Source organism: Lascolabacillus sp., assembly GCF_028696275.1.
Lineage (GTDB): Bacteria > Bacteroidota > Bacteroidia > Bacteroidales > Dysgonomonadaceae > Proteiniphilum > Proteiniphilum massiliensis.
The window spans coordinates 15427-37084 of the sequence record NZ_JAQVHI010000012.1; the positions used below are offsets into that span (position 1 = coordinate 15427).

General features: G+C 37.5%; 19 protein-coding genes and 1 tRNA gene. 7 read left to right on the top strand and 13 right to left on the bottom strand.

The window, feature by feature from the left end; all coding sequences use genetic code 11:
- Positions 1-154: 154 nt before the first annotated feature.
- Positions 155-982, bottom strand: coding sequence for an aldo/keto reductase (locus tag PHO43_RS04780; RefSeq protein WP_288009669.1), 828 nt, complete (start codon positions 980-982; stop codon positions 155-157).
- Positions 983-986: 4 nt separating this feature from the next.
- Positions 987-1919 (bottom strand): bifunctional riboflavin kinase/FAD synthetase, encoded by a 933-nt coding sequence (locus tag PHO43_RS04785; protein ID WP_045088765.1) that lies wholly within the window; start codon positions 1917-1919, stop codon positions 987-989.
- Positions 1920-2141: 222 nt separating this feature from the next.
- On the opposite strand from PHO43_RS04785, the gene PHO43_RS04790 reads away from it, so the two are divergent.
- The 4 genes from PHO43_RS04790 to PHO43_RS04805 all read left to right on the top strand — a co-directional run bounded on the left by PHO43_RS04790 (position 2142) and on the right by PHO43_RS04805 (position 7008).
- Positions 2142-3383: a 3-keto-disaccharide hydrolase gene (locus tag PHO43_RS04790; RefSeq protein ID WP_045090727.1), complete on the top strand. Its 1242-nt coding sequence runs from the start codon at positions 2142-2144 to the stop codon at positions 3381-3383.
- Positions 3384-3550: 167 nt separating this feature from the next.
- Positions 3551-3910 (top strand): ribosome silencing factor, encoded by a 360-nt coding sequence (gene rsfS / locus PHO43_RS04795; RefSeq protein ID WP_045088764.1) that lies wholly within the window; start codon positions 3551-3553, stop codon positions 3908-3910.
- 38 nt (positions 3911-3948) lie between these two features.
- Positions 3949-6144, top strand: a complete 2196-nt coding sequence (ftsH, locus tag PHO43_RS04800) for an ATP-dependent zinc metalloprotease FtsH (protein WP_082057310.1) — start codon at positions 3949-3951, stop codon at positions 6142-6144.
- Between the two features lie 288 nt (positions 6145-6432).
- Positions 6433-7008, top strand: a complete 576-nt coding sequence (locus PHO43_RS04805; RefSeq protein WP_045090725.1) for a superoxide dismutase — start codon at positions 6433-6435, stop codon at positions 7006-7008.
- 96 nt (positions 7009-7104) lie between these two features.
- On the opposite strand, the gene pgeF is transcribed toward PHO43_RS04805, so the two are convergent.
- Genes pgeF through PHO43_RS04820 form a run of 3 tightly spaced genes read right to left on the bottom strand, consistent with a single transcriptional unit; the run spans position 7105 to position 9653 of the window.
- Positions 7105-7920, bottom strand: a complete 816-nt coding sequence (pgeF, locus tag PHO43_RS04810; RefSeq protein ID WP_053826907.1) for a peptidoglycan editing factor PgeF — start codon at positions 7918-7920, stop codon at positions 7105-7107.
- A 2-nt stretch (positions 7921-7922) separates the two neighbouring features.
- The gene (gene obgE / locus PHO43_RS04815) at positions 7923-9047 is read right to left on the bottom strand and encodes a GTPase ObgE (protein ID WP_288011494.1); all 1125 of its coding nucleotides are present in this window, start codon (positions 9045-9047) and stop codon (positions 7923-7925) included.
- 30 nt (positions 9048-9077) lie between these two features.
- Positions 9078-9653 (bottom strand): adenylate kinase, encoded by a 576-nt coding sequence (locus PHO43_RS04820; RefSeq protein WP_045088761.1) that lies wholly within the window; start codon positions 9651-9653, stop codon positions 9078-9080.
- Between the two features lie 235 nt (positions 9654-9888).
- Between PHO43_RS04820 and PHO43_RS04825 the strand changes: the two genes are divergently transcribed.
- On the top strand, positions 9889-10203 hold the full coding sequence (locus tag PHO43_RS04825; RefSeq protein ID WP_053826909.1) for a sll1863 family stress response protein: 315 nt from the start codon (positions 9889-9891) through the stop codon (positions 10201-10203).
- A 20-nt stretch (positions 10204-10223) separates the two neighbouring features.
- Here PHO43_RS04825 and PHO43_RS04830 read toward each other — a convergent pair.
- Positions 10224-10294: transfer RNA gene (locus tag PHO43_RS04830), tRNA-Cys, on the bottom strand.
- A gap of 65 nt (positions 10295-10359) precedes the next feature.
- Entirely contained in the window at positions 10360-11727 is a 1368-nt protein-coding gene (gene radA, locus PHO43_RS04835; RefSeq protein WP_053826910.1) for a DNA repair protein RadA, read from the bottom strand.
- 101 nt (positions 11728-11828) lie between these two features.
- Here radA and PHO43_RS04840 point away from each other — a divergent pair, with 101 nt between their 5' ends.
- Positions 11829-13955 (top strand): Tex family protein, encoded by a 2127-nt coding sequence (locus PHO43_RS04840; RefSeq protein WP_288011496.1) that lies wholly within the window; start codon positions 11829-11831, stop codon positions 13953-13955.
- Between the two features lie 142 nt (positions 13956-14097).
- On the top strand, positions 14098-14766 hold the full coding sequence (locus PHO43_RS04845) for a carbonic anhydrase (RefSeq protein WP_045088758.1): 669 nt from the start codon (positions 14098-14100) through the stop codon (positions 14764-14766).
- Between the two features lie 42 nt (positions 14767-14808).
- On the opposite strand, the gene rnhB is transcribed toward PHO43_RS04845, so the two are convergent.
- The 6 genes from rnhB to PHO43_RS04875 form a co-directional block, all read right to left on the bottom strand.
- Positions 14809-15450: a ribonuclease HII gene (rnhB, locus tag PHO43_RS04850; protein ID WP_502867177.1), complete on the bottom strand. Its 642-nt coding sequence runs from the start codon at positions 15448-15450 to the stop codon at positions 14809-14811.
- Entirely contained in the window at positions 15437-16714 is a 1278-nt protein-coding gene (locus tag PHO43_RS04855; protein ID WP_288011498.1) for a metallophosphoesterase family protein, read from the bottom strand. Before PHO43_RS04855 ends, rnhB begins: the two co-directional genes overlap by 14 nt.
- Positions 16714-17652, bottom strand: coding sequence for an HNH endonuclease signature motif containing protein (locus PHO43_RS04860; protein ID WP_053826913.1), 939 nt, complete (start codon positions 17650-17652; stop codon positions 16714-16716). Before PHO43_RS04860 ends, PHO43_RS04855 begins: the two co-directional genes overlap by 1 nt.
- A gap of 112 nt (positions 17653-17764) precedes the next feature.
- Entirely contained in the window at positions 17765-19168 is a 1404-nt protein-coding gene (dnaA, locus tag PHO43_RS04865) for a chromosomal replication initiator protein DnaA (RefSeq protein ID WP_045088756.1), read from the bottom strand.
- Positions 19169-19516: 348 nt separating this feature from the next.
- Positions 19517-20410, bottom strand: coding sequence for an MlaD family protein (locus PHO43_RS04870; protein WP_045090721.1), 894 nt, complete (start codon positions 20408-20410; stop codon positions 19517-19519).
- A 12-nt stretch (positions 20411-20422) separates the two neighbouring features.
- On the bottom strand, positions 20423-21511 hold the full coding sequence (locus PHO43_RS04875) for an N-acetylmuramoyl-L-alanine amidase family protein (RefSeq protein WP_045090720.1): 1089 nt from the start codon (positions 21509-21511) through the stop codon (positions 20423-20425).
- Between the last annotated feature and the right edge of the window lie 147 nt (positions 21512-21658).

The following is a 21658-nucleotide window of genomic DNA, read 5'->3' on the forward strand; positions in this document are numbered from 1 at the left end:
ATATCATAGGGACATTGTCTTTATCCTCCTCATTAATTTATGACGTCGATATGAAGATAGTATGAAAAAGATAAGAGGATGATACGGACAATGTGTGGGCGATCCATGGTCAGTATTCAATCCTGACATGAGAAGTGATCACTATTATTCAGTCCTAAAACTCAATAAAATCGGGATGAACTCCTGTGCGTCTATTTCTATCCAGTTTATCAATCTGTTTTATTTCATCATCTGAGAGTCTAAAATCGAATATATCTATATTTTCGGCGAGTCTCTCTTCATGTGAAGATTTTGGTATTGTAACAATCCCTTTCTGAATATTCCATCTGAGAACTACCTGAGCAGGTGATTTGCCATGTTTTCCGGCAATATCTACAAGAGTTTCATCCTGCAGAAGTGAATTTTTTTTGCTTCCTAGAGGACTCCAGGCTTCGGGAACTATTCCTTTACCTTTGCAATAGTCGATAATTTCCTGTTGTATTAGATAGGGATGTAGTTCTATCTGATTTACTGCAGGAATTACTGTTGCATCTTTGAGCAGCTCTTCGAGATGGTGTATAAGATGATTACTAACACCAATTGCTCTGGTTTTACCATCTATATAAATATCCTCCATCGCTTTCCATGCAGATGAGACCATACCTTTTACAGGCCAGTGCACAAGGTAAAGATCGATATAATCGAGTCCCAGATTTTTGAGGCTACCTTCAAAAGCCATCTGAATGCGATTGTTAAGAATATCAGTTCCCCATAGTTTAGTTGTCACAAAAATATCTTCCCGCAAGATTCCACTTTCACGTATTGCCTTTCCAACCGGCTTCTCGTTCATGTATAATGTGGCAGTATCAATATGCCTGTAGCCTTTGTCGAGAGCAGTTCTAACAGCACGATAAGTTTCATCATCATTCATTCCGATTTTGTAAGTACCAAGTCCTATTACAGGAATACTTACATCATTGTTCAAAAGAATTTTTTTAGTCATAAGGTTACATGTTTTTTAGTCGCTGCAGAACCAGACTCTTGTCATTATGTATCTGATCTATCAGCTCTTCCATTCTGTCAAATTTTTTATCTTCACGAATAAAGTCTATAAATTCAACTGTAAGCGACTGATCATACAGATCGGCATTAAAGTTGAAAATATTCACTTCAACACTGATTTCAGGGTCGTCATGTAGTGTGGGACGAGTGCCTATATACAGCATACCTTCATAAATTATGTCACGAATGTGAACCAATACAGCATATACCCCAAGTTTTGGTATCACTTTATATCTCTCCCAAGATTTTATATTTGCAGTGGGGAAGCCAATTGTACGTCCAACGCGGTAGCCCTCAACAATCTTTCCGGAGAGTGTATAATTGTATGTCAGCAGACTATTTGCCTTCTCTATTTCGCCATTCTTGAGCAGTCGCCTTATCTTAGTTGAACTAACATTCTCACCATCAATCTGAAGCTCCCTGGCCTCTATTACATTCATTCCCAGCTCATTGCCATATTTCACATACTCCTGAAATCCATCTTCACGGTTATGTCCAAATCGGTGGTCGTATCCAACTATTAATGTATGAATTCCAATATCCTGTTTTAGCACCTGCTGCATAAACTCCTGAGCAGTCATCTCTGCAATATCAGTAGTAAAGGGAAGAGTAATGCAATAATCAATACCTGTAGTTTGTAATTGCTCAATTTTTTCTTCATATCTGCAAAGCAGTGCTGGCTGATAATCTTTCTGAAGTACTTTTCGAGGATGAACAGGGAAGGTAACAACGGCTGAGGGCAAATTAAGACGTTTTGCCTCCTCTTTCACCTGATTTAACAGATATCTGTGACCTAAGTGAACACCGTCAAAAAAGCCAATCGTGCCCACGAATGAGCCTCCAACTATACTCTTTCCTGTAAGATCAATTCGTTCCAAAATATACAGAATGTTTTGTTTTTGTGTTAAATAAACGTCTGATCAGACCTTTTGGTTTAAAACTGAAGATCTGAACAGGGTTCTAATGTTATAATTATACGTAAAAGTAACAACAAGAATCAATTATTCAATATCTTTGTACATATTTTATGGATATCAAACAAGTTTAATCATATAAAAATAGTATTAACTATGAAGTCTAAATTTTACTTAATTATTTTAATGGCGATTATGACATTTACATCAGCCTGCACGAGTGAAGGTAAACATAACACCCTTACTCAGGAGGAAATTAATGACGGATGGGAGTTGCTTTTTGACGGCACTACACTCAACGGTTGGCGCGACTACAACGGTGAATCTCTTACTGCCCCATGGTTTGCCGAAGATGGTATGATTCAGGCAAAAGGAGAAGGTGCAGATGAACATGGTTATATTGTAACCGAAAAGATTTACGAGAACTTTGAGCTGGTTTGGGACTGGAAAATTGCAGAGGGTGGCAATAGTGGTGTTCTTTATCATGTTGTAGAGAATCCTAAATTTGCAGTTCCTTATGTAACCGGACCTGAATATCAGTTGATTGATGATGAAGGATTTCCGGAACCGCTTGAGGATTGGCAAAAAACTGCTGCTGACTATGCCATGTATACCACTGATCCTGCAAAGTTAAAAACAAAGCCTGCAGGCGAATGGAATACATCAAAGATTGTTTTTGACAATGGGCATGTAGAACATTGGCTTAACGGAGAAAAGGTTATTGAGTTTGAAGCGTGGACTGAAGATTGGTTTGCCCGTAAAAACAGTGGTAAATGGGAAAATGCCCCAGAGTATGGTTTGGCAAGAAAAGGTGTTATCTGCTTACAGGACCATGGTTCCGCAGCATGGTTCCGTAATGTGAAGATTAAAGAGCTTCCACGCAAAACCAAAGAGGTTAATCTTTTCAACGGAGTAGATCTTCAGGGATGGGAAGTTTATGGTACCGAGAAATGGTATGTAGAAGATGGTCTACTGGTGTGCGAAAGCGGTCCGGACAAACAATATGGCTATCTTGCAACACGTGAATATTACGATGATTTTGACCTTAGCGTAGAGTTCAAACAGGAAGCAGATGGAAATTCAGGTGTTTTCATTCGTTCATTTATTGAGCCGGGTGCTATTGTAAACGGATGGCAGGTAGAGGTTGCTCCAAAAGGACATGACACAGGAGGTATTTATGAATCTTATGGACGTGGATGGCTTGTACAGATCCCGGACGAAAAAGAGGAGATACTTAAAGTGGGCGATTGGAACACGTTGCGTATTATTGTTAAAGGTGACAATGTGAAGACATATCTTAACGGTGAGGAGATGGTTGACCTTTATGACGAAAAGATTGGTGCTGCTCAGGGCCGTATCGCTTTACAGATTCATGATGGAGGTGGCATAAAAGTTCTTTGGAGAAATCTGATTTTACAGACACTCTAAAACAAACTTAATACATAATTTGTTAAGAGAGGGAGCATAATTGCTCTCTCTTTTTCTTTGGCACCATTTTTGATATTCTTGTTATAAACAAAAGGTTGTCATCTTTTTTATATCGATTTCAAAAAATTCAACCTATATTTGTATTACTAACTCACTTAAAATAAAGAATGACAGAAAAAAGCTTACTACTTAAGAATATTATTGAAGGAATTCAGGAGAAAAAAGGGAAAAACATAAATACTATTAACTTAAAAGGTATTACCGGAGCTGTGTGCGACTATTTTGTGATATGCGAAGGTAACTCACCTACACAGGTATCTGCACTTGCAGAATCTGTTGAGAAAATTGTTAAAGAAAAAACTAATGAATACCCAATCCGGGTTCAGGGTAAGCAGCAATCAGAATGGATAGGAATGGACTATGGAGATGTAATAGTTCATATTTTTCTTCCCGAATTAAGAAATTACTATAATATAGATTTACTTTGGGGCGATGCACATTCTGAGCGCATTCCTAATTTAGATTAAAAAGTTAAATTACCAAGCAATAAAAGAGGTTCAAATAAATGAGCAATACGAATCAAGATAAACAAAAGAAACAACCTACCATGCGTCCTAAGCTTGGTGGCAGTAATCCAAAACGACCTTTCAACCCATACTGGGTATATGCAATTGTTTTGGCAATACTTATGGGTATGTGGTTTTTTGGTCAGGACAACACTGTTAAAGAGATCACATGGTCTGAGTTTCAGGAGTATGTAAGCGATAATCGCATACAAAGTGTGGTTATTTATAATAATAAGGAGACTGCTGAAGCTGTTATCAGGGAGGAGTCGGTTGAGACAGTTTTTGGAGAATCAGCCAGAACAGGCAGAACACCTGTTATATTAGTAAAAGGTCCCTCACCAGATGCTATTTCTGAATATATTGACTCCGTAAAGACAGAAAAAAACTATGATATTGAGGTTCGATTCGATACTACTTCAGAGCTTTGGGGTGTTTTACTCACATTCCTGCCATTTGTATTACTGATTGCATTCTGGATCTGGATGATGAGAAGAATGCAAGGCGGAGGCGGAGGCAGTGGAGGAGTCTTTAATGTAGGTAAGTCTAAAGCACAACTGTTTGACCGTGATTCGAGCCAGAAGGTAACTTTTAAAGATGTTGCCGGACTATCTGAAGCAAAAGAGGAGGTTCAGGAAATTGTAGAGTTTTTAAAGAGTCCCGGGAACTACACCAACCTTGGAGGTAAGATACCTAAAGGAGCACTTCTTGTAGGTCCTCCCGGAACAGGTAAAACCCTTCTCGCAAAAGCAGTTGCCGGCGAAGCCAATGTACCATTCTTTTCTATATCAGGTTCCGATTTTGTAGAGATGTTCGTTGGTGTTGGTGCATCAAGAGTACGTGACCTGTTCAGACAGGCAAAAGAGAAAGCCCCATGTATAGTATTTATAGATGAGATAGATGCTGTAGGTAGAGCCAGAGGCAAGAACAACAATTTCGGATCAAACGATGAACGTGAGAATACACTTAACCAACTTCTTACAGAGATGGATGGTTTCGGATCCAACAGCGGAGTAATAATTCTGGCTGCCACAAACCGCGCTGATGTTTTGGATAAAGCACTGTTACGTGCAGGTAGGTTCGACAGACAGATATATGTGGAACTGCCAGACCTTAACGACCGCAAGGAGATATTTAAAGTACACCTTCGCCCAATTAAAATTGATGAATCAGTAGACGTTGAATTCCTATCTCGTCAGACTCCCGGTTTCTCCGGCGCTGATATTGCAAATGTTTGCAACGAAGCGGCACTGATTGCGGCACGTAATAAAAAGAAATTCGTTCAGAAAGATGACTTCATGAATGCTGTAGACCGAATAGTGGGCGGTCTGGAAAAGAAAAACAAGATCATCACCCAGGATGAAAAAAGATCAATTGCAATACATGAAGCAGGACATGCAACATTAAGCTGGTTTCTGGAACATGCCAATCCTTTGGTAAAGGTGACAATAGTTCCAAGAGGCAAGGCATTGGGTGCTGCGTGGTATCTGCCTGAAGAGAGACAGATTACAACTAAAGAGCAGATGCTCGATGAGATGTGCGCATTATTGGGTGGTCGTGCAGCAGAAGAATTATACATAGGACAGATATCATCGGGTGCAATGAATGACCTTGAAAGGGTTACAAAACAGGCATATGCAATGATAACCTATATGGGTATGAGTGAAAAACTGCCTAATATCAGCTATTACGACTCATCAGGTCAGGAGTATCCATTCTCTAAACCTTACAGTGATGAAACAGCCAAATTGATAGATTCTGAAGTGAAGGCTATGATTGCTGAGCAGTATGACCGCGCCAAGAAGATACTTACTGAAAAGAGTGATGGTCATAATAAGTTGGCAAAAATATTACTTGAGAGAGAAATTATCTATTCAAACGACCTTGAGCATATTTTCGGAAAAAGACCTTGGATATCTCGTTCAGAGGAGATTCTGGAGAACAATAAAGTTGATTCTAATGAGCAGATTCCATCTTTAAAACCTGTAGGTTCGGGAGAGAATATTTTCATTCACACTGAATCGGTCGACAGAGAAAAGAAAGCCGGGTCGTCAGGGGTTGATAGTGATTCAGCACAACTGAAACCAAAGGTAAAAGGTGATGATGTTAAGCTCCCGGAAAGTGAAGAAACAAAGGAAATTAGTCCACAAAGCGAAGAGAAAAACAATGCAGAAAAAAAGATAAATAAAGATAACTAATGATAGAAAAATTTAATAATTAAAAAAAACATCATATAAAAGCCTGAGTATTAGTGCTCAGGCTTTTTTTATAATAGGTGTATAAATCGTAAAGAAAAGTGTGACACATCAAGATTATCGAACAATACCTTTTCTTGTTCGTTATATGATTACAACTAACGAACATCATTAATTATGAAAACAGTTCATTATTTACTTTTATCGGGTCTATTTGCATTTACATTACTTAATTGCAACAGCTCGAATGCAAAAAACAACGAAAATAATAATTCTAAAAATAGTATAAATATGAAATTTGAGAAAGTAGCATTACCTTATGCAACCGATGCTTTAGAGCCGGTTATCAGTAAGCAAACAGTGGAACTCCACTATGGTAAACATCATCAGGCCTACGTAGATAATTTAAATAAACTTGTTGTAGGCACTAAGTTTGAGAACTCAGATCTTGAAACAGTTGTAAAGGAGAGTGATGGAGCAATCTTTAATAATGCTGGTCAAATTCTGAATCATAACCTTTACTTCACATCATTCAAAAAAGATGGAGGTGGTGAGCCAAAAGGCAAATTAGCTGATGCTATTAATGAGCAATTCGGATCATTCGAAAAATTTAAAGAAGAGTTTAATGCTGCCGGAGTTTCCGTATTTGGTTCAGGCTGGGTATGGCTGGCGAAAGACTCAAGCGGTAAACTTTCCATAGAAAAGGAGAGCAATGCCGGCAATCCTATTACAAAAGGTTTAACACCAATATTAGGTTTTGATGTATGGGAACACTCCTATTATCTTGACTATCAAAATCGCCGTGCTGACCATCTGAAGGAAGTGTGGAAAATTGTAGATTGGGACGTTGTAAGTGCACGTTATTAATTGAAAGCAATCTTCCGGTATAGTACGTAATCTATTTATAAAATTAAAGGGGAATGGATAAATATTCATTCCTCTTTTTTTATCTTTAATCTATCTCTATTTCATCATTATACCTGTAAGCATTCTGCCTGAATGTACCGTCTGACGCCGGGCAGAAAAGAAAAGATTCTCAAGGGAGTAGGTACACATATCAGCTACCTCTATATTATCCTCTTTGATACCTAACCTTATTAGCTCTCTTCTGTTTATCTCTTTTAAATTGAGATGGTATTTCGATGTACTCCTGTTTCTGAATCCAACTTCCGGGTCAGAGATAGTGAAGCCTTTTTTTGAAAACAGATCAACAACCTCTTCGCCTACCTCGTAATGCTCTGCACTAATCGAAGGACCAATACATGCTATCATATCCCCCGGGTTAGAGCCAAACTGTTTTTGCATCTCAGTTATAGTGTTTTCAGTTATTCTGCCGGATGTACCTTTCCAGCCTGCATGAATGGCAGCAACTGACTCACTAACCTTATCATAAACAATGATAGGAACGCAGTCGGCTGTTGTTGCACATAAAAATATCCCTTTTATATCTGTGATAGTTGCATCGATTCCATACAATGTCTCTATTAAAGAAGCTGAGTCGAGATTCATAAACTCCTCATCAATCTTTAACACCTTTGTTCCGTGAGTCTGGTGAGGGATGACGAATTTACTGATATCCATGTAGAACATTCTTGCAAGAATGTTCCTGTTTTGGAAAATATTAAGAGGATTATCATCAGAAAAATTACCCATGTTGAATGAAGAGTATGGACCATTACTCACACCTCCCATTCTGGTGGTTGAGAAATGTACAATACCTTCCTCCTTGTCAAGGATATCAAACAGAAGTAAATTTGTATACTGAGGATGTCTCTTCATATCTAAAAATCATCTTCATCATAAAACATATCATCATCCTCGTCTTCAAAATCCTCTTCAGGTTCGAATTCAAGCTGAGAGATATCAAGATTACGATGTACGAGACTCTCGCGTGATACTGTAATTGGGATATAATTCTCCGAATTAAGTTCTCTCCATAAAACATCTTTCAGATGTTGAATTCCAAAACCTGTAACAGAAGAAATAAAAACATAAGGAAGATCAGGAAGTTCTTCAGTTATTGCATCCATAAGCTCCTCATCCAGCATATCCGATTTGGAGATTGCCAGTATATGAGACTTATCAAGCATTTCAGGATTATATTTCTTTAATTCATTCAACAGTATATAGTACTCCTCTTTTATATCTTTACTATCGGCCGGGATAACAAATAAAAGAAGAGAATTTCTCTCTATATGTCTTAGGAAACGCAGTCCAAGCCCTCTCCCCTCACTGGCTCCTTCTATAATTCCAGGTATGTCAGCCATCACAAAAGATTTCCCTTCGCGATATTCTACTATACCAAGATTAGGCTCAAGAGTTGTAAAAGGATAGTTATCTATCTTAGGCTTAGCAGCTGATACAACAGACAGTAGTGTTGATTTTCCGGCATTTGGGAAACCTACTAATCCTACATCTGCAAGAAGCTTAAGTTCAAGAATTACCCATCGCTCTTCATGAGGTTCACCAGGTTGTGCATATCGGGGTGCCTGATTGGTTGCCGTTTTGAAATGCTGGTTGCCTAAACCACCACGGCCTCCTTTGAGAAGTGTCACCTCCTGACCATCATCTGTAATATCACACAGAAATTCACCGGTGTGAGCATCATAGGCTACAGTTCCACATGGCACATCAATAATTTTTGACTCACCCTTTTTACCTGACCTCTGTGCACCTCCTCCCGGCTCTCCATGTCCTGCAAATATGTGACGCTGGTAACGCAAATGCAGCAATGTCCAGTAATTACGGTTCCCCCGAAGAATTACACTACCTCCATCGCCGCCATCACCACCATCAGGTCCGCCCTTTGGAATATATTTCTCTCGGCGGAAGTGCGCAGATCCGCGTCCGCCCTTACCTGAGCGGCAAAATATTTTTACGTAATCTACAAAATTTGTTTCCGCCATTTCGATAAATATTTTAAGTAAGTTGTGAATTTAACCAATTATTCTGTCTAAAACAGTAGAAATTGATTCAAACACTTCATCAATAGTACCTTGTCCCGGAATTCTAACCAGCTTAAACTGCTCGCTATAGTAATTTTTCAACGGTTCAGTCTGATTGTGATAAACATTTAACCTTGCCTCAACAGTTTCGCGATTATCATCAGAACGTCCTGATATCTCACCCCTTTTAAGAATTCGATCTACCAGTTCATCCTCTTCAACTTCGAGACTTAACACTACAGTTACCTTTTCATCATATTTTTCCAACATTTCGTCCAGTGCCTTACCTTGAGCGATTGTTCTGGGAAATCCGTCGAAAATAAAACCTTTTACACCGTTTTTTTTCTTCATTAAATCATCCAGCTTATCAATCATTACCTCATCAGGGATAAGGTGTCCTTTAGAAATATATGAGTTTGCTTTTTTTCCAAACTCAGTATTTGCTTTTATTTCTGCTCTCAACATGTCACCGGTTGATATATGCTCCAATGCATATTTCTCAGAGATTTTAGTACTCTGAGTGCCTTTTCCAGAACCAGGTGCTCCAAAAATTACAATATTCAGCATAATTAAATTTCAATAAATAAGTTGCAAAGATACATATTTCCACCGATTTCGGTAACATAATGTTATTCCATATTGATGATTTTATGCTGTTTTAATAGAAATGATAGATTGAACCAATCTTATAAATTACCGTTTTATATATAAAGCAAATTATTTAAATTAGAACAATAAAACAAACTTTAGTATCTTTAATTACTAAACATTTACAAATTTATAATAATCATAAAAAATAATCATGATAGAAGAAGATTTCAGACAGAGGACACAAAAAGTGATTGATGAACTGGCTGCTTGCATTGAGAGATTGGAGAAAAAAGCCAGCGAGGTTGCAGATGATGCAAAAGAAGAATTTAGTGATCAGCTTGAAAAACTAAAAGAGTTAAGAGATAGCCTCTCATCCAAACTGGAGGAGTATGAAAAAATTGCCGAACCCAAATGGGAAGTAATCAGAGATAGTGCTGGAAAGTTTTTTGAAGCTGTTTCAATTGCATGGAAAGAAAACTTCGCCAATGTATCCGAAGCTTTCAGGAAAGATAGAAACAATACTTAAGTAAATGACTCTTTGACTAGAGGTACCTGGCGGATTTGAACCGCCGTAACCGGTTTTGCAGACCGACGCCTAACCACTCGGCCAAGGTACCGTTTCTATTTTTGAGGATGCAAATATAAGATATATTTTTTTAGTAACAAAAAGGTTCTGTATTAATTATGAAAAAAGCATCCTGAAAGCATCAGTTACCTTTCTCACTTCAATAATTTCAATTGAGAGTTTTTTATTAAACCCTTTAAGATTATTATGTGGAATCAGTATACGTGAGAAACCAAGTTTATCAGCCTCCTGAACCCTCTGTTCTATTCGGTTTACTGGACGAATCTCGCCTGAAAGTCCCACCTCCCCACATAGACAGGTATCATTATCAATTGAAATATCAAGACTGGAAGAGAGTACAGCACTTATAACTGCAAGGTCCATACCGGGATCATTAACTCTGAGTCCACCTGCAATATTCAGAAATACATCTTTCTGAGCCAGCTTAAAGCCTGCTCTTTTCTCAAGAACGGCGAGAAGCATGTTTAATCTTCTCGACTCAAAACCTGTAGTTGAACGCTGAGGAGTACCATATGCAGCAGTGCTTACCAGCGACTGAGTCTCTATTAGAAATGGACGAATCCCCTCAATTGCAGCCGAAATTGCAACTCCGCTTAACTCATCATGATTTCGCGTTAGCAGTAGTTCCGAAGGATTACTTACTTCGCGCAACCCTGTCTGATTCATCTCGTAGATACCCAATTCGGCTGTACTTCCATATCTGTTTTTTATACCTCTCAGGATACGATACATATAATGCTGATCGCCCTCGAACTGCAGTACAGCATCCACTATATGCTCCAGTATCTTTGGTCCGGCTATACTGCCATCTTTTGTGATATGTCCCACAAGTAATACAGGTATACCGCTCTGTTTTGCATACTTCAGCAATAATGAAGCACATTCGCGTACTTGAGAAATACTACCGGGTGAAGATTCAAGTGATTCGGTAAAAATAGTCTGAATAGAATCTATTATCAGAAGCTGAGGAGCAACCTCCTTTGCATGTTTAAAAATATCATCCAGATTTGTTTCACAAAGCAACAGGCAGTCGTCGTTTTCAATTGACAATCTGTCAGCTCTCAGTTTAAGCTGTCGTGCACTCTCTTCACCTGAGACATACAGTGTGCGAATACCCCTGAGCTTTAGTATTGTTTGTAGTACTAGCGTTGATTTACCGATACCTGGTTCACCACCAAGCAGAACAACAGATGCAGGAACCAGTCCCCCACCCAATACACGGTTCAGTTCTTCATCCCTCATATCAATCCTTTGCTCCTCATCCGCTTTAATCTCCTTCAGAGGCAAGGGTTTGCTTTTTATATCACTAAACGAACGTGTATCTTCCTGAGCTGATACAGCATTTTTGCGTACCAGTTCTTCTACGAATGTTGACCACTCGCCACAAGCTGAACATTTCCCCATCCATTTTGGAGATTCAAACCCACAATTACTGCAAAAATAGACCGATTTAAGTTTTGCCATTATCTATATCTTATATTCCGAACCACTCCAATCCTAATTGGCTGTTGAACAAAAATACATAATTTTCTTGTACTTTTGTATCTCAAATAAACCATTTACCTATGTCTGTAATTATTTCACTTATTTCAAAATCGCTTAACCTATCAGCAAAAAATGTTGAAAGTACTGTTAAACTAATTGATGAAGGTGCCACTATCCCTTTTATCAGTCGTTATAGAAAAGAGGCAACCGGTGGTCTTGATGAGGTGCAGATTTCTAAGATCAAAGATTTAAGTGAGAAGTTTCTTGAGCTGGAGAAGCGAAAGGAGTTCATATTAAAATCTATCTCTGAACAAGAAAAACTTACACCTGATCTTGAAAAGCAGATTTCAGAAAGTTGGGATAGTACAGAACTAGAAGATATATACCTACCCTTTAAGCCTAAAAGACAGACCAGAGCTGAGAAAGCACGGAAAAAGGGATTGGAAGGATTGGCAAAATGGCTTATGAGTCAGCAGTCAGGTTCTGTCTCCTCAAAAGCATCTGAATTCATTAATGAAGAAGTAAAAGATGAGGAAGATGCCCTTCAGGGTGCTCGTGATATCATTGCAGAGTGGGTTAATGAAGATGCTAATACAAGACAGATTGTCAGGAATATATTCTCACGCGAAGCTGTAATTACATCAAAGGTTATAAGTGGAAAAGAGGAAGAGGGTGAAAAGTATGCTGACTATTTCGATTTTTCAGCACCGTTGGCCAGATGTCCTTCTCATCGCATACTTGCAATACGACGGGGAGAATCAGAAGGTTTTCTAAGGGTTTCTATTTCAGTCGATGAGGACAAATGTCTTGAAAGGCTGGTACCATGTTATGCCAAGAATAATACAGAGGCTGCAGACCATGTTGAAGACGCTGTGGTTGATGCTTATAAACGATTGTTAAAACCTTCAATTGAGACTGAATTTGCCGCCTTGTCTAAAGAAAAAGCTGATGAGTCGGCTATATCAGTTTTTGCAGATAATCTTAGGCAATTACTGTTGGCCCCACCACTTGGACAACAGAGAATACTTGGTATAGATCCGGGATACCGTACAGGTTGTAAGCTAGTATGTCTGGATCAGCAGGGTAATTTGTTACATAACGAAACCATCTATCCTCACCCACCCCAAAATGAGTATTCCAAAGCTGGCAATAAAGTTGTGAAGCTGGTTTCAACTTATAAAATTGATGCTATTGCTATTGGAAATGGGACTGCCAGTAGAGAGACTGAAAGATTTATTACAAATCTGCGATACGAAAAAGAGGTAAAAGTTTTTGTTGTTAGCGAAAGTGGAGCATCAGTATATTCAGCATCTAAAATTGCAAGAGAAGAGTTCCCAAATTACGATGTTACAGTTCGTGGAGCTGTATCTATAGGCAGGAGACTAAGTGACCCTCTTGCTGAGCTTGTAAAAATTGACCCTAAATCTATAGGTGTTGGTCAATATCAGCATGATGTAGATCAGAATAAACTTAAAAAGGCGCTCGACCAGACTGTGGAGAGTTGCGTGAACCTGGTTGGAGTGAATCTTAATACTGCAAGTAAACATCTTCTTACATATGTTTCAGGCTTAGGAGATACATTAGCACAAAATATCATTGATTACAGAAGTGAGAATGGTCCGTTCAGGTCACGCAGTGAATTAAAAAAAGTGCCGCGATTAGGTCCCAAAGCTTTTGAACAGTCTGCCGGTTTTCTTCGAATACCAGATTCAACTAATCCGCTTGACAACTCAGCTGTTCACCCGGAGAGTTACCCTATTGTAGAGAAAATGGCAAAAGACCTGAATACTTCTGTAAAAGAACTAATCAACAATAAGCCTTTGATTGACAGCATTGAAATAGATAGATATAAAACAGATTCTGTAGGTGAAGAAACACTTACTGATATACTTCTTGAGCTGGAAAAGCCGGGAAGAGACCCCAGATCTAAAGTGCAGCTACTTGAGTTTGATCCAAACATACGTACGATCAATGATCTTAAAGAAGGAATGATATTACCGGGAATTGTTACTAATATTACAAATTTCGGCTGTTTTGTAGATGTCGGAATCAAGGAAAACGGACTGGTTCATATCTCTGAAATGGCAAACCACTTTATTTCAAATCCCGGGGAGGTTGTATCTCTGCATCAGCACCTGAATGTAAAGGTGTTATCGGTGGACCTGGAGAGGAAAAGAATTCAGTTAAGTTTAAAAGGTGTGGATTAATTAGACATAATGTTTTAGCTGCTTTCATATTATTAAATATTTATCCCCCTAATAACTTATCATGGAAGTTATGTTTAATATTAAACGAAAGTGTGTTTAATATGTTATTACATGGAAAACTAATTGATAAGATAATTAACGAATGGAGTTACATGGGAAGGAAAAATTTAACTCATTGTACTATAAACGATTATTTGAAGGTATAAGAGAGTTTAAGGCAAATGAGTATATACCCCGGCAACAGTTTTTTGAAGAACTGGGAAAAAAGCAGAATCCTCACACATTATTTATAGGTTGTTCCGATTCACGCGTAGTACCTAATCTAATTACACAAACTTTCCCGGGAGAGCTGTTTGTTGTAAGAAACATAGCCAACCTTGTTCCTCATTATAAAAGACATTCAGACACCTATCTTGCTACAACTTCAGCAATTGAATTTGCTGTTAACCAGATGAATGTTAGCAACATCGTTGTTTGCGGCCACTCAAATTGCGGCGGATGTGCTGCGTTATATCAGGATAAAGAGCTCAAGAACCTTCCTCATACAAAGAAATGGATGGAGCTTGCGCACCCGGTCAAGAAGATTGTTGAGCAAAAGATAGCAAAAAACAAGATCACTCTTGAGGAGCGAACTCTTTTTACAGAACAGCTAAATGTTGTGGAGCAGATGAACCATCTGTTAAAATATAGCTACATCAAGAAAAGAGTAAAAGAGGGAAAACTGAATGTAATGGGGTGGTATTATCATATTGATACAGGTGAGATATATAACTATGATCGCAATTTAAAAAGATTTATCAGGATTGAATGAGTAGTTATTATTGATAAAACCGGATAAGTACACATTAGGACATTAAAAGTCCAGTTCAAGCTGTCTCTCAAACAGGTTAAAGCTTTTACGATGATGAACAGTGATTCCATTTTCACGAATTGCTTTTTTATGAGCTGGAGTAGGATAACCTTTATTACAATCCCAGTCATACATCGGAAACTGATCATGAAGATTTTTCATATATTCATCACGGTATGTTTTTGCCAAGATTGAAGCTGCTGCAATCGACTGGTACTCTGCATCACCCTTTACTACACAGCTATATGGTATTTCATTAAAAGGTTTGAAACGATTCCCGTCTACAATTATATGCTCAGGCAATATTTTAAGTCCTTCTAACGCTCTGTGCATTGCAGCTACTGATGCCCATAGGATATTAAGATGATCTATTTCTTCAGGGGTACAAAAAGCAACTGAGTAGCTTAATGCATTTTCCTCAATAACATACCTCAACTCATTCCTCTGTTTCAATGTCAGCTGTTTTGAATCATTTAGTTCATTACAGTTAAAATTTTCAGGAAGTATTACTGCAGCTGCAAATACCGGTCCCGCTAAGCAGCCTCGACCAGCCTCATCGCATCCAGCTTCAATGACTCCATGCTTCAGGCATAACTTCAGGTGTTTATCACTCTCCCTCATATCACTTCTCTTAATTTTTCTCATCACGTGATCTAAATTCAATAACAAGTTTATTGTCTTCAGGAGGAAAATCAAAAGAGAAATCAACCTCTTCAGTATCATTTCCCAGTAATAAAGCGAAGGATTTTACAGCAGACATAATTTCGGGATCTTCTTTTTCATCTCCCTTTACATGAGCAATATTCAGCTTCACAATAAGATCTGAAAGGACCTTTTTCATCTCTTCAGACATAGGGATGGCAAGATCTTTTAATTTGCTGACTGCAGCTCGGCGTGTTGCAGATTCTAGCTTTCTCTTATACTCTTCTTCTAAATTCTCGTTTCCGGGAATAGAGGTAATAAATTTAGTATCTATAGATATACTTCTGTCGCTTAATTTCATTATTCTATATGCAAATGGAAACTGAGACAAACTAGCGGTCTGCACATCATATATTGTTTTGCCTGAAGCTGTGGTTCTTAAACTAATATCGTTGGAATGAAAATGACCCGTAAAAACAATCTCAAGTCCAGCCTCTGCAAGCATATCAGCATTTTCCTTCCAATCCTCTACAAGGTATTCAGGGAAAAATGTGCTCTGAAGTGACATATGCTCAATTAAGCCATGATGCATCATGCCTAAAATGCGTATACCCTTATTATCGGCCTCTGTGAGAATATTCAAGATCCATTGCATTGTCCCCTGCCTTATCCTGCCAGCAGAAATATAACCGCTATCATACTCATCATAGCGATTTGTATCTATTGCAAGCAACCATGTATCTTGGTCTATCTCTGCCAAGTAACTTAAAGAGCAACTATCTCTGCTGATTGCATTTGAAAACCCCATCGATTTGTAGAGGTTAGTAAACTCCTCTTTTGATATATTTTCAGCATGACCAGCCTTATCTCCGATATAGTTTTTTGCATTAGGTATATTAATATCATGATTACCGGGTATTATATAAACGCCAACACCGGTCTCAGTAAGTGGTAATATTTTATCAATGAATTCTTTATGGCTCAACTTCTCACCATGATTGGTAATATCTCCAGTGACAAGCAATATATCAACATCTTCTTCAATTAAATTGGTCAGTACCTTATCAAGTACCTCATGCAAATCTTGAATATTTCTGCCAGTTATCCTTTCATAAGCATCCAGAGCATCTCCCTCTTCAGTAAATTCCGATGACAAATAATGTATGTCAGTTATTACCGCAATTGTAAGAGTGTCTCTTTTGACTGATCCAAATGTAGTAAAGAAGAATAATGAGAATAGAAAAAACGTAATGCATGTCTTCTTCATCACTTTTCTCTGTTAAAATACTGTTTTAGGTTTTCTACCCATCTTTGTTGTGTAAGCCAACGTTCAAAAGGACTATATTCTATTAATACGAAACTGTCTGTCAAACTATCTGGCTCAAATGCCAAAGAACTATCAGCACCCCAAACATATTCTACAAGCTGAGGGTAATCAATAAATGGGTTTCTATTACCCTGAATTTTGCTCACCTCTTCATTTCTTCGAACCTCTTTTAAGCTCACAGGATCTTGTCGGTGCCATTTAAGCAGAAGTTGTAGTGACCATTCACTTAGTCCGGGATAACTACTTTCACTTAATTGATCAGATCTCCACAAAGGAACTATATCCTCATATGCTGTAACCATATAAAAGTAGGTACGAGCTATATCTCCTTTATATTCATCTATAGGTTCAAAAACAGTTTTAGTATAATTCCCAAAAGTGTTTTGTCCTACCTTAGATCCGTTTGTTGATTCCCAGATTGAAATACCAACTTCACCAAAAGGAAAGTTACTCCGGCGGTTATTCACATAGCCATCGGTAGGATAAACGTGGTAAAGATCAGATTCAAGCAACCTTGAACCTTTAAACCAGCTTCTTGGCAAAGTGTGTTCCCGATTATAGCAGTCACCCTCTTTTTTGAAAGTTCCACATCTGTCTTTAGAAAATGTATAGTAGTATTCAGCACTTCCCATAGCATTATCAGAATAAATATCCCAAACAATATTATTTTTTCGGGAGTCAGTTTTCTCAAATGCCTTCCATAGTTCTGAATAAGCTACTACTTTAGGCTCTTTTATTATATTAAACAGTGCTGTTTTAAGTTCTGCTCCACTTTTGCCTTCAGCTGATGAGTAATATCCTTCAGGTACCTGAGCTTTCAGAGAAAAACCTATCAACAGCATAATCAGGATTAAGCTGCTGTTATTTAAATACTTCATTTCTTATATGATATACTTGAGTACAGCAAATATAGTTATTTACTTTACTTAGTCAAAAGAGAAATAGGGGAAAAGTGAATATTGCGGGTAATATTAAAGAGAGGCTAGGATATTATGATTTAAGCATTCTCTCTATTTCTTCAAGATCAGAACGGAAACTTTTATCAACATCATAGTAGTTCTTGACTGTATTGCAAGCATGAAGTACAGTAGCGTGACTACGGTTTCCTACTTGTACCCCTATTTGTGAAAGTGACAGTTCGGTATGCTTTTTAATGAAGAACATTGTAACCTGACGTGCTTGTACTATTTCACGTTTACGAGATGAAGATTGAATTAGATCTTTATTTATATTATAAAAATCTGAAACAGTCTCCTGTATCTTCTTAACAGTAATACGCTTCTTTTCGAACTTAATACTCTGCTCAACAACTCTTCGCGCAAGATTCATATCTATTTCACGATTATTGATTATTGAGTGAGCCATAAGTGAAACGATGATACCTTCAAGGTCGCGTACGTTCTCAGTGACACTTTCAGCAATATAATCGATTACATCCTCTGGTATAGAAAGACCGTCAGATAACACCTTATTTTGCAGAATCCTCTTTCGTAACTCCTTGTCAGGACGCTCAAGCTGTGCAGTTAGTCCCCAACGGAAACGCGTAAGTAATCTCTCCTCAACACCCTGCATATCCATAGGCGCGCAATCAGAAGTCATAATCAACTGCTTATTATTCTGATGGAGATGATTAAATATGTGGAAAAATGTATTTTGAGTTTTCTCTAAACCTGATAGTTCCTGAATATCATCAATTATAAGCACATCTATACCCTGATAGAAATTAATAAAATCGTTGATAGTATTAAATCTTCTGGCATCTGTGTATTGTACCTTAAAAAGATGCGCTGAGATATAGAGTACTTTCTTTTCGGGATATAGTTCAAGAATTTTTGAGCCGATAGCGTGACATAAATGCGTTTTACCTACACCGGAATTACCATGTAGAAAAAAAGGGTTAAATGCAGTTTTAGCAGGATTCAGAGCAACTGCATCAGCTGCGGTTCTAGCTAATTTATTGCTATCTCCTTCGAAGAAATTATTGAATGTATATTTAGAGTTTATCTGTGAGTCAAACTCAGGAGTTTCAACTATATCAAAAGGGCTTGGAACTTTAGCAGTAACTCTCTTATTAGGTTTATTTTCAATCGAGGGAAACTTCTTACTTTCACCGCGCATTTCTACTGCGGTGTTACTTTCTGTTTCAACAAGAATCCTATAATTCAGTATAGTACCTTCACCAATTTCACGATAAAGAGTCTGTTGAATAAGATCGAGATATTTATCTTCCAGATATTCATAGAAGAATTGACTTGGAACTTGTATAGTAAGTACCTGCTTCTCGTATTTTAAAGGAACAATAGGTGCAAACCATGTATTAAATGCCGGTTCAGGGATATTATCCCGAATCACATTCAGACAGTTGTTCCATAAATCAGTGCAATTACTATTCATTTAGTTCTAAAAGTTCAAAAAAATAAAAATGATTTTCTCTTTTCGCAATTGAATTACAAATTTTGAAAAAAAAAACGAGAAATAAAAATGAAACTTTTTCTTCAAAATCGATTATCGGGAGAAAATGCTATCAATCAATCAAATAGAGCTAATATCCTCATAACAAAACATTTACACATCAACGCAAAATCAAATCAAGCTGATTAACAAGTAGATATAAAAAAAACCTTTGAGTCTTTAAAATTTATGAATTTATTGTCTCAAACTCTCATTTAGTCGGGCTAACAGCATGATCAAATATGGACTGAGCAATTCACTCTATTTAGAATGAGTCTATTTATCGCAATTTTAAAATAGCTTCAACCTTATTGTCAAATATCGGTCAGGATTCTCTCTTATGTCTTCAAGCAACCGGGTTGCATTGTCTATTGTGACATTTATACTGTCATGAAGACTAGTGTCGTTCAACAATAATCCTAGTGAATTATTGTTACTATTCAACTTATCTGTTAACAATTTTAAATTATTTATTGTCTCATCAATCGATGCATAAGTTTTATTTAAATCAAATTGTGAGAGATTATCACTTACGGTTTTTAAATCTTCTGTTGCAGAATTTAGATTCTGACTTATCTGAGGCAGGTCTTTCTCAATTGTATTTACAATCCTGTTAAGGCTCATACTTGTATTATTAAGCTGATCAACAGCAGACCCTAATCCTATAATTGAGCTTTCTACTACAGGGTGTGAAATTAATTTGTTTAGTGAATAAACTATTGAATCAATTTTAATAAGAATTGAGTCCGCTCTTGGCATAACTCCGGCTACACCATCCATTAGACCTATCTCTTTATCTCCAGAAAGTGTATCTCCTGGTTGAAGATATTTGTCAGAAGCCACTAAAACCAGATTAACGGTAGATGCTCCAAACATATCTATTCCATATTGCAGGTAGCTTCCTTCTGGAATTTTAAAATCTTCCTCAAGGTTTATACCTACTAAAAACTGGATAGGATCTGAATCTGCCATTTTAATATTATTGATTAGTCCTACTTGATAACCTTTAACATAGACAGGTGAAGAGATCAGCAATTTTGACACATCTCCGAATATTGCATAATATTGATTCTGTTTCTTAAAGACATTTGCTCCTTTCAGGAAATTAATCCCGAAGTATATCATAAATAAGCTAGCTATAAAAGCCAGTCCGATTAACGCATTTCTGCTCAGATTATTTTTCATATTCATTACTGTTTATTTAACGCGTTTGCCATTCTCTAACTCAATTATAAAAGCATCCTTGAATTTCTTCTTTACATCTCTGAGCTCGTTTTTTAAATCATTTGGATTATTGGTCTTTCCATATGTATACTTATAAAGGTTGCCATCTTTATAAAAATCTACTGGTCCTAGACCTTTAAATTCAGGAGCTCCATTTTCCAGCTTATTGACAGAAGCGAATATCTGTATTCTGTACTCTATTCCTCCGATTGACTGAACTACTCCGCCCGACCTGCTATCAGGTGTTCCGAGGTTTCTGTTCGAGAAAACAAAACTCTTCTTGTCATGTTCTCTCTTATACTCCCTGAAGCCATTATATATTGAGTTTGCCAATGAGGTCTGCCCACTACTGCTTTTCAAATAGTTCTCTTCCTGTTTATTACTTATATATCCCAATTCAACTAATACACTGGGCATTGCCACTTCGCGCAACACAAGAAATCCTGCCTGACGAACATTTCTGTTTACTCTTTTAGAGTTTGAGACTAACTGATTTTGAACTAATGAGGCAAGCTGAACGCTTTGATCAAGGAATTCGTTTGCCATAAATTCAAAAATTATGTAAGATTCCGGTTCATTAGGGTTAAATCCCTCATATTTCACAGAGTAGTCATCTTCGTACATAATTACGGCGTTTTCAGCTTTTGCCACATCCAGGTTATCATTACTCCTGTGTAAACCAAGTACAAAAGTCTCCACTCCTTGTGGTGAAGTTTTTCTTCTGTCAAGAGCATTGCAATGCAAAGAGATAAAGAGATCTGCATGAGCCTTATTGGCTATTGTTGCACGCTGATTAAGAGGTACAAAAACATCCTTATCCCGTGTATATATAACTTTTACATCAGGGTGATTATCTTCTATTAATTTACCCAATTTAAGTCCTACAGACAAAACGATATCTTTCTCTTTTGATGTTGACCCTAATGCACCGGGATCTCTTCCCCCATGTCCGGGGTCTATCACTACAGTAAAACTTCTGCTTTGTGCAGTTAGTGAAGTGGTGTAAAAAATGGTCAGAAAGACACCTAAAAGTAAAATGAGGATTCTTTCAGATGGTTTCATATTTAATCTCTTTTATGCAAAAATAGGTATAAATTTTTTATTGAAAACTATTTCAGATGCCACATGTAACAATTAGATCTACATTCATTGATTTTAACATGGTGAATCCGTTCTATTATAACAGGAAACATAAAAAAAGTGGACCAT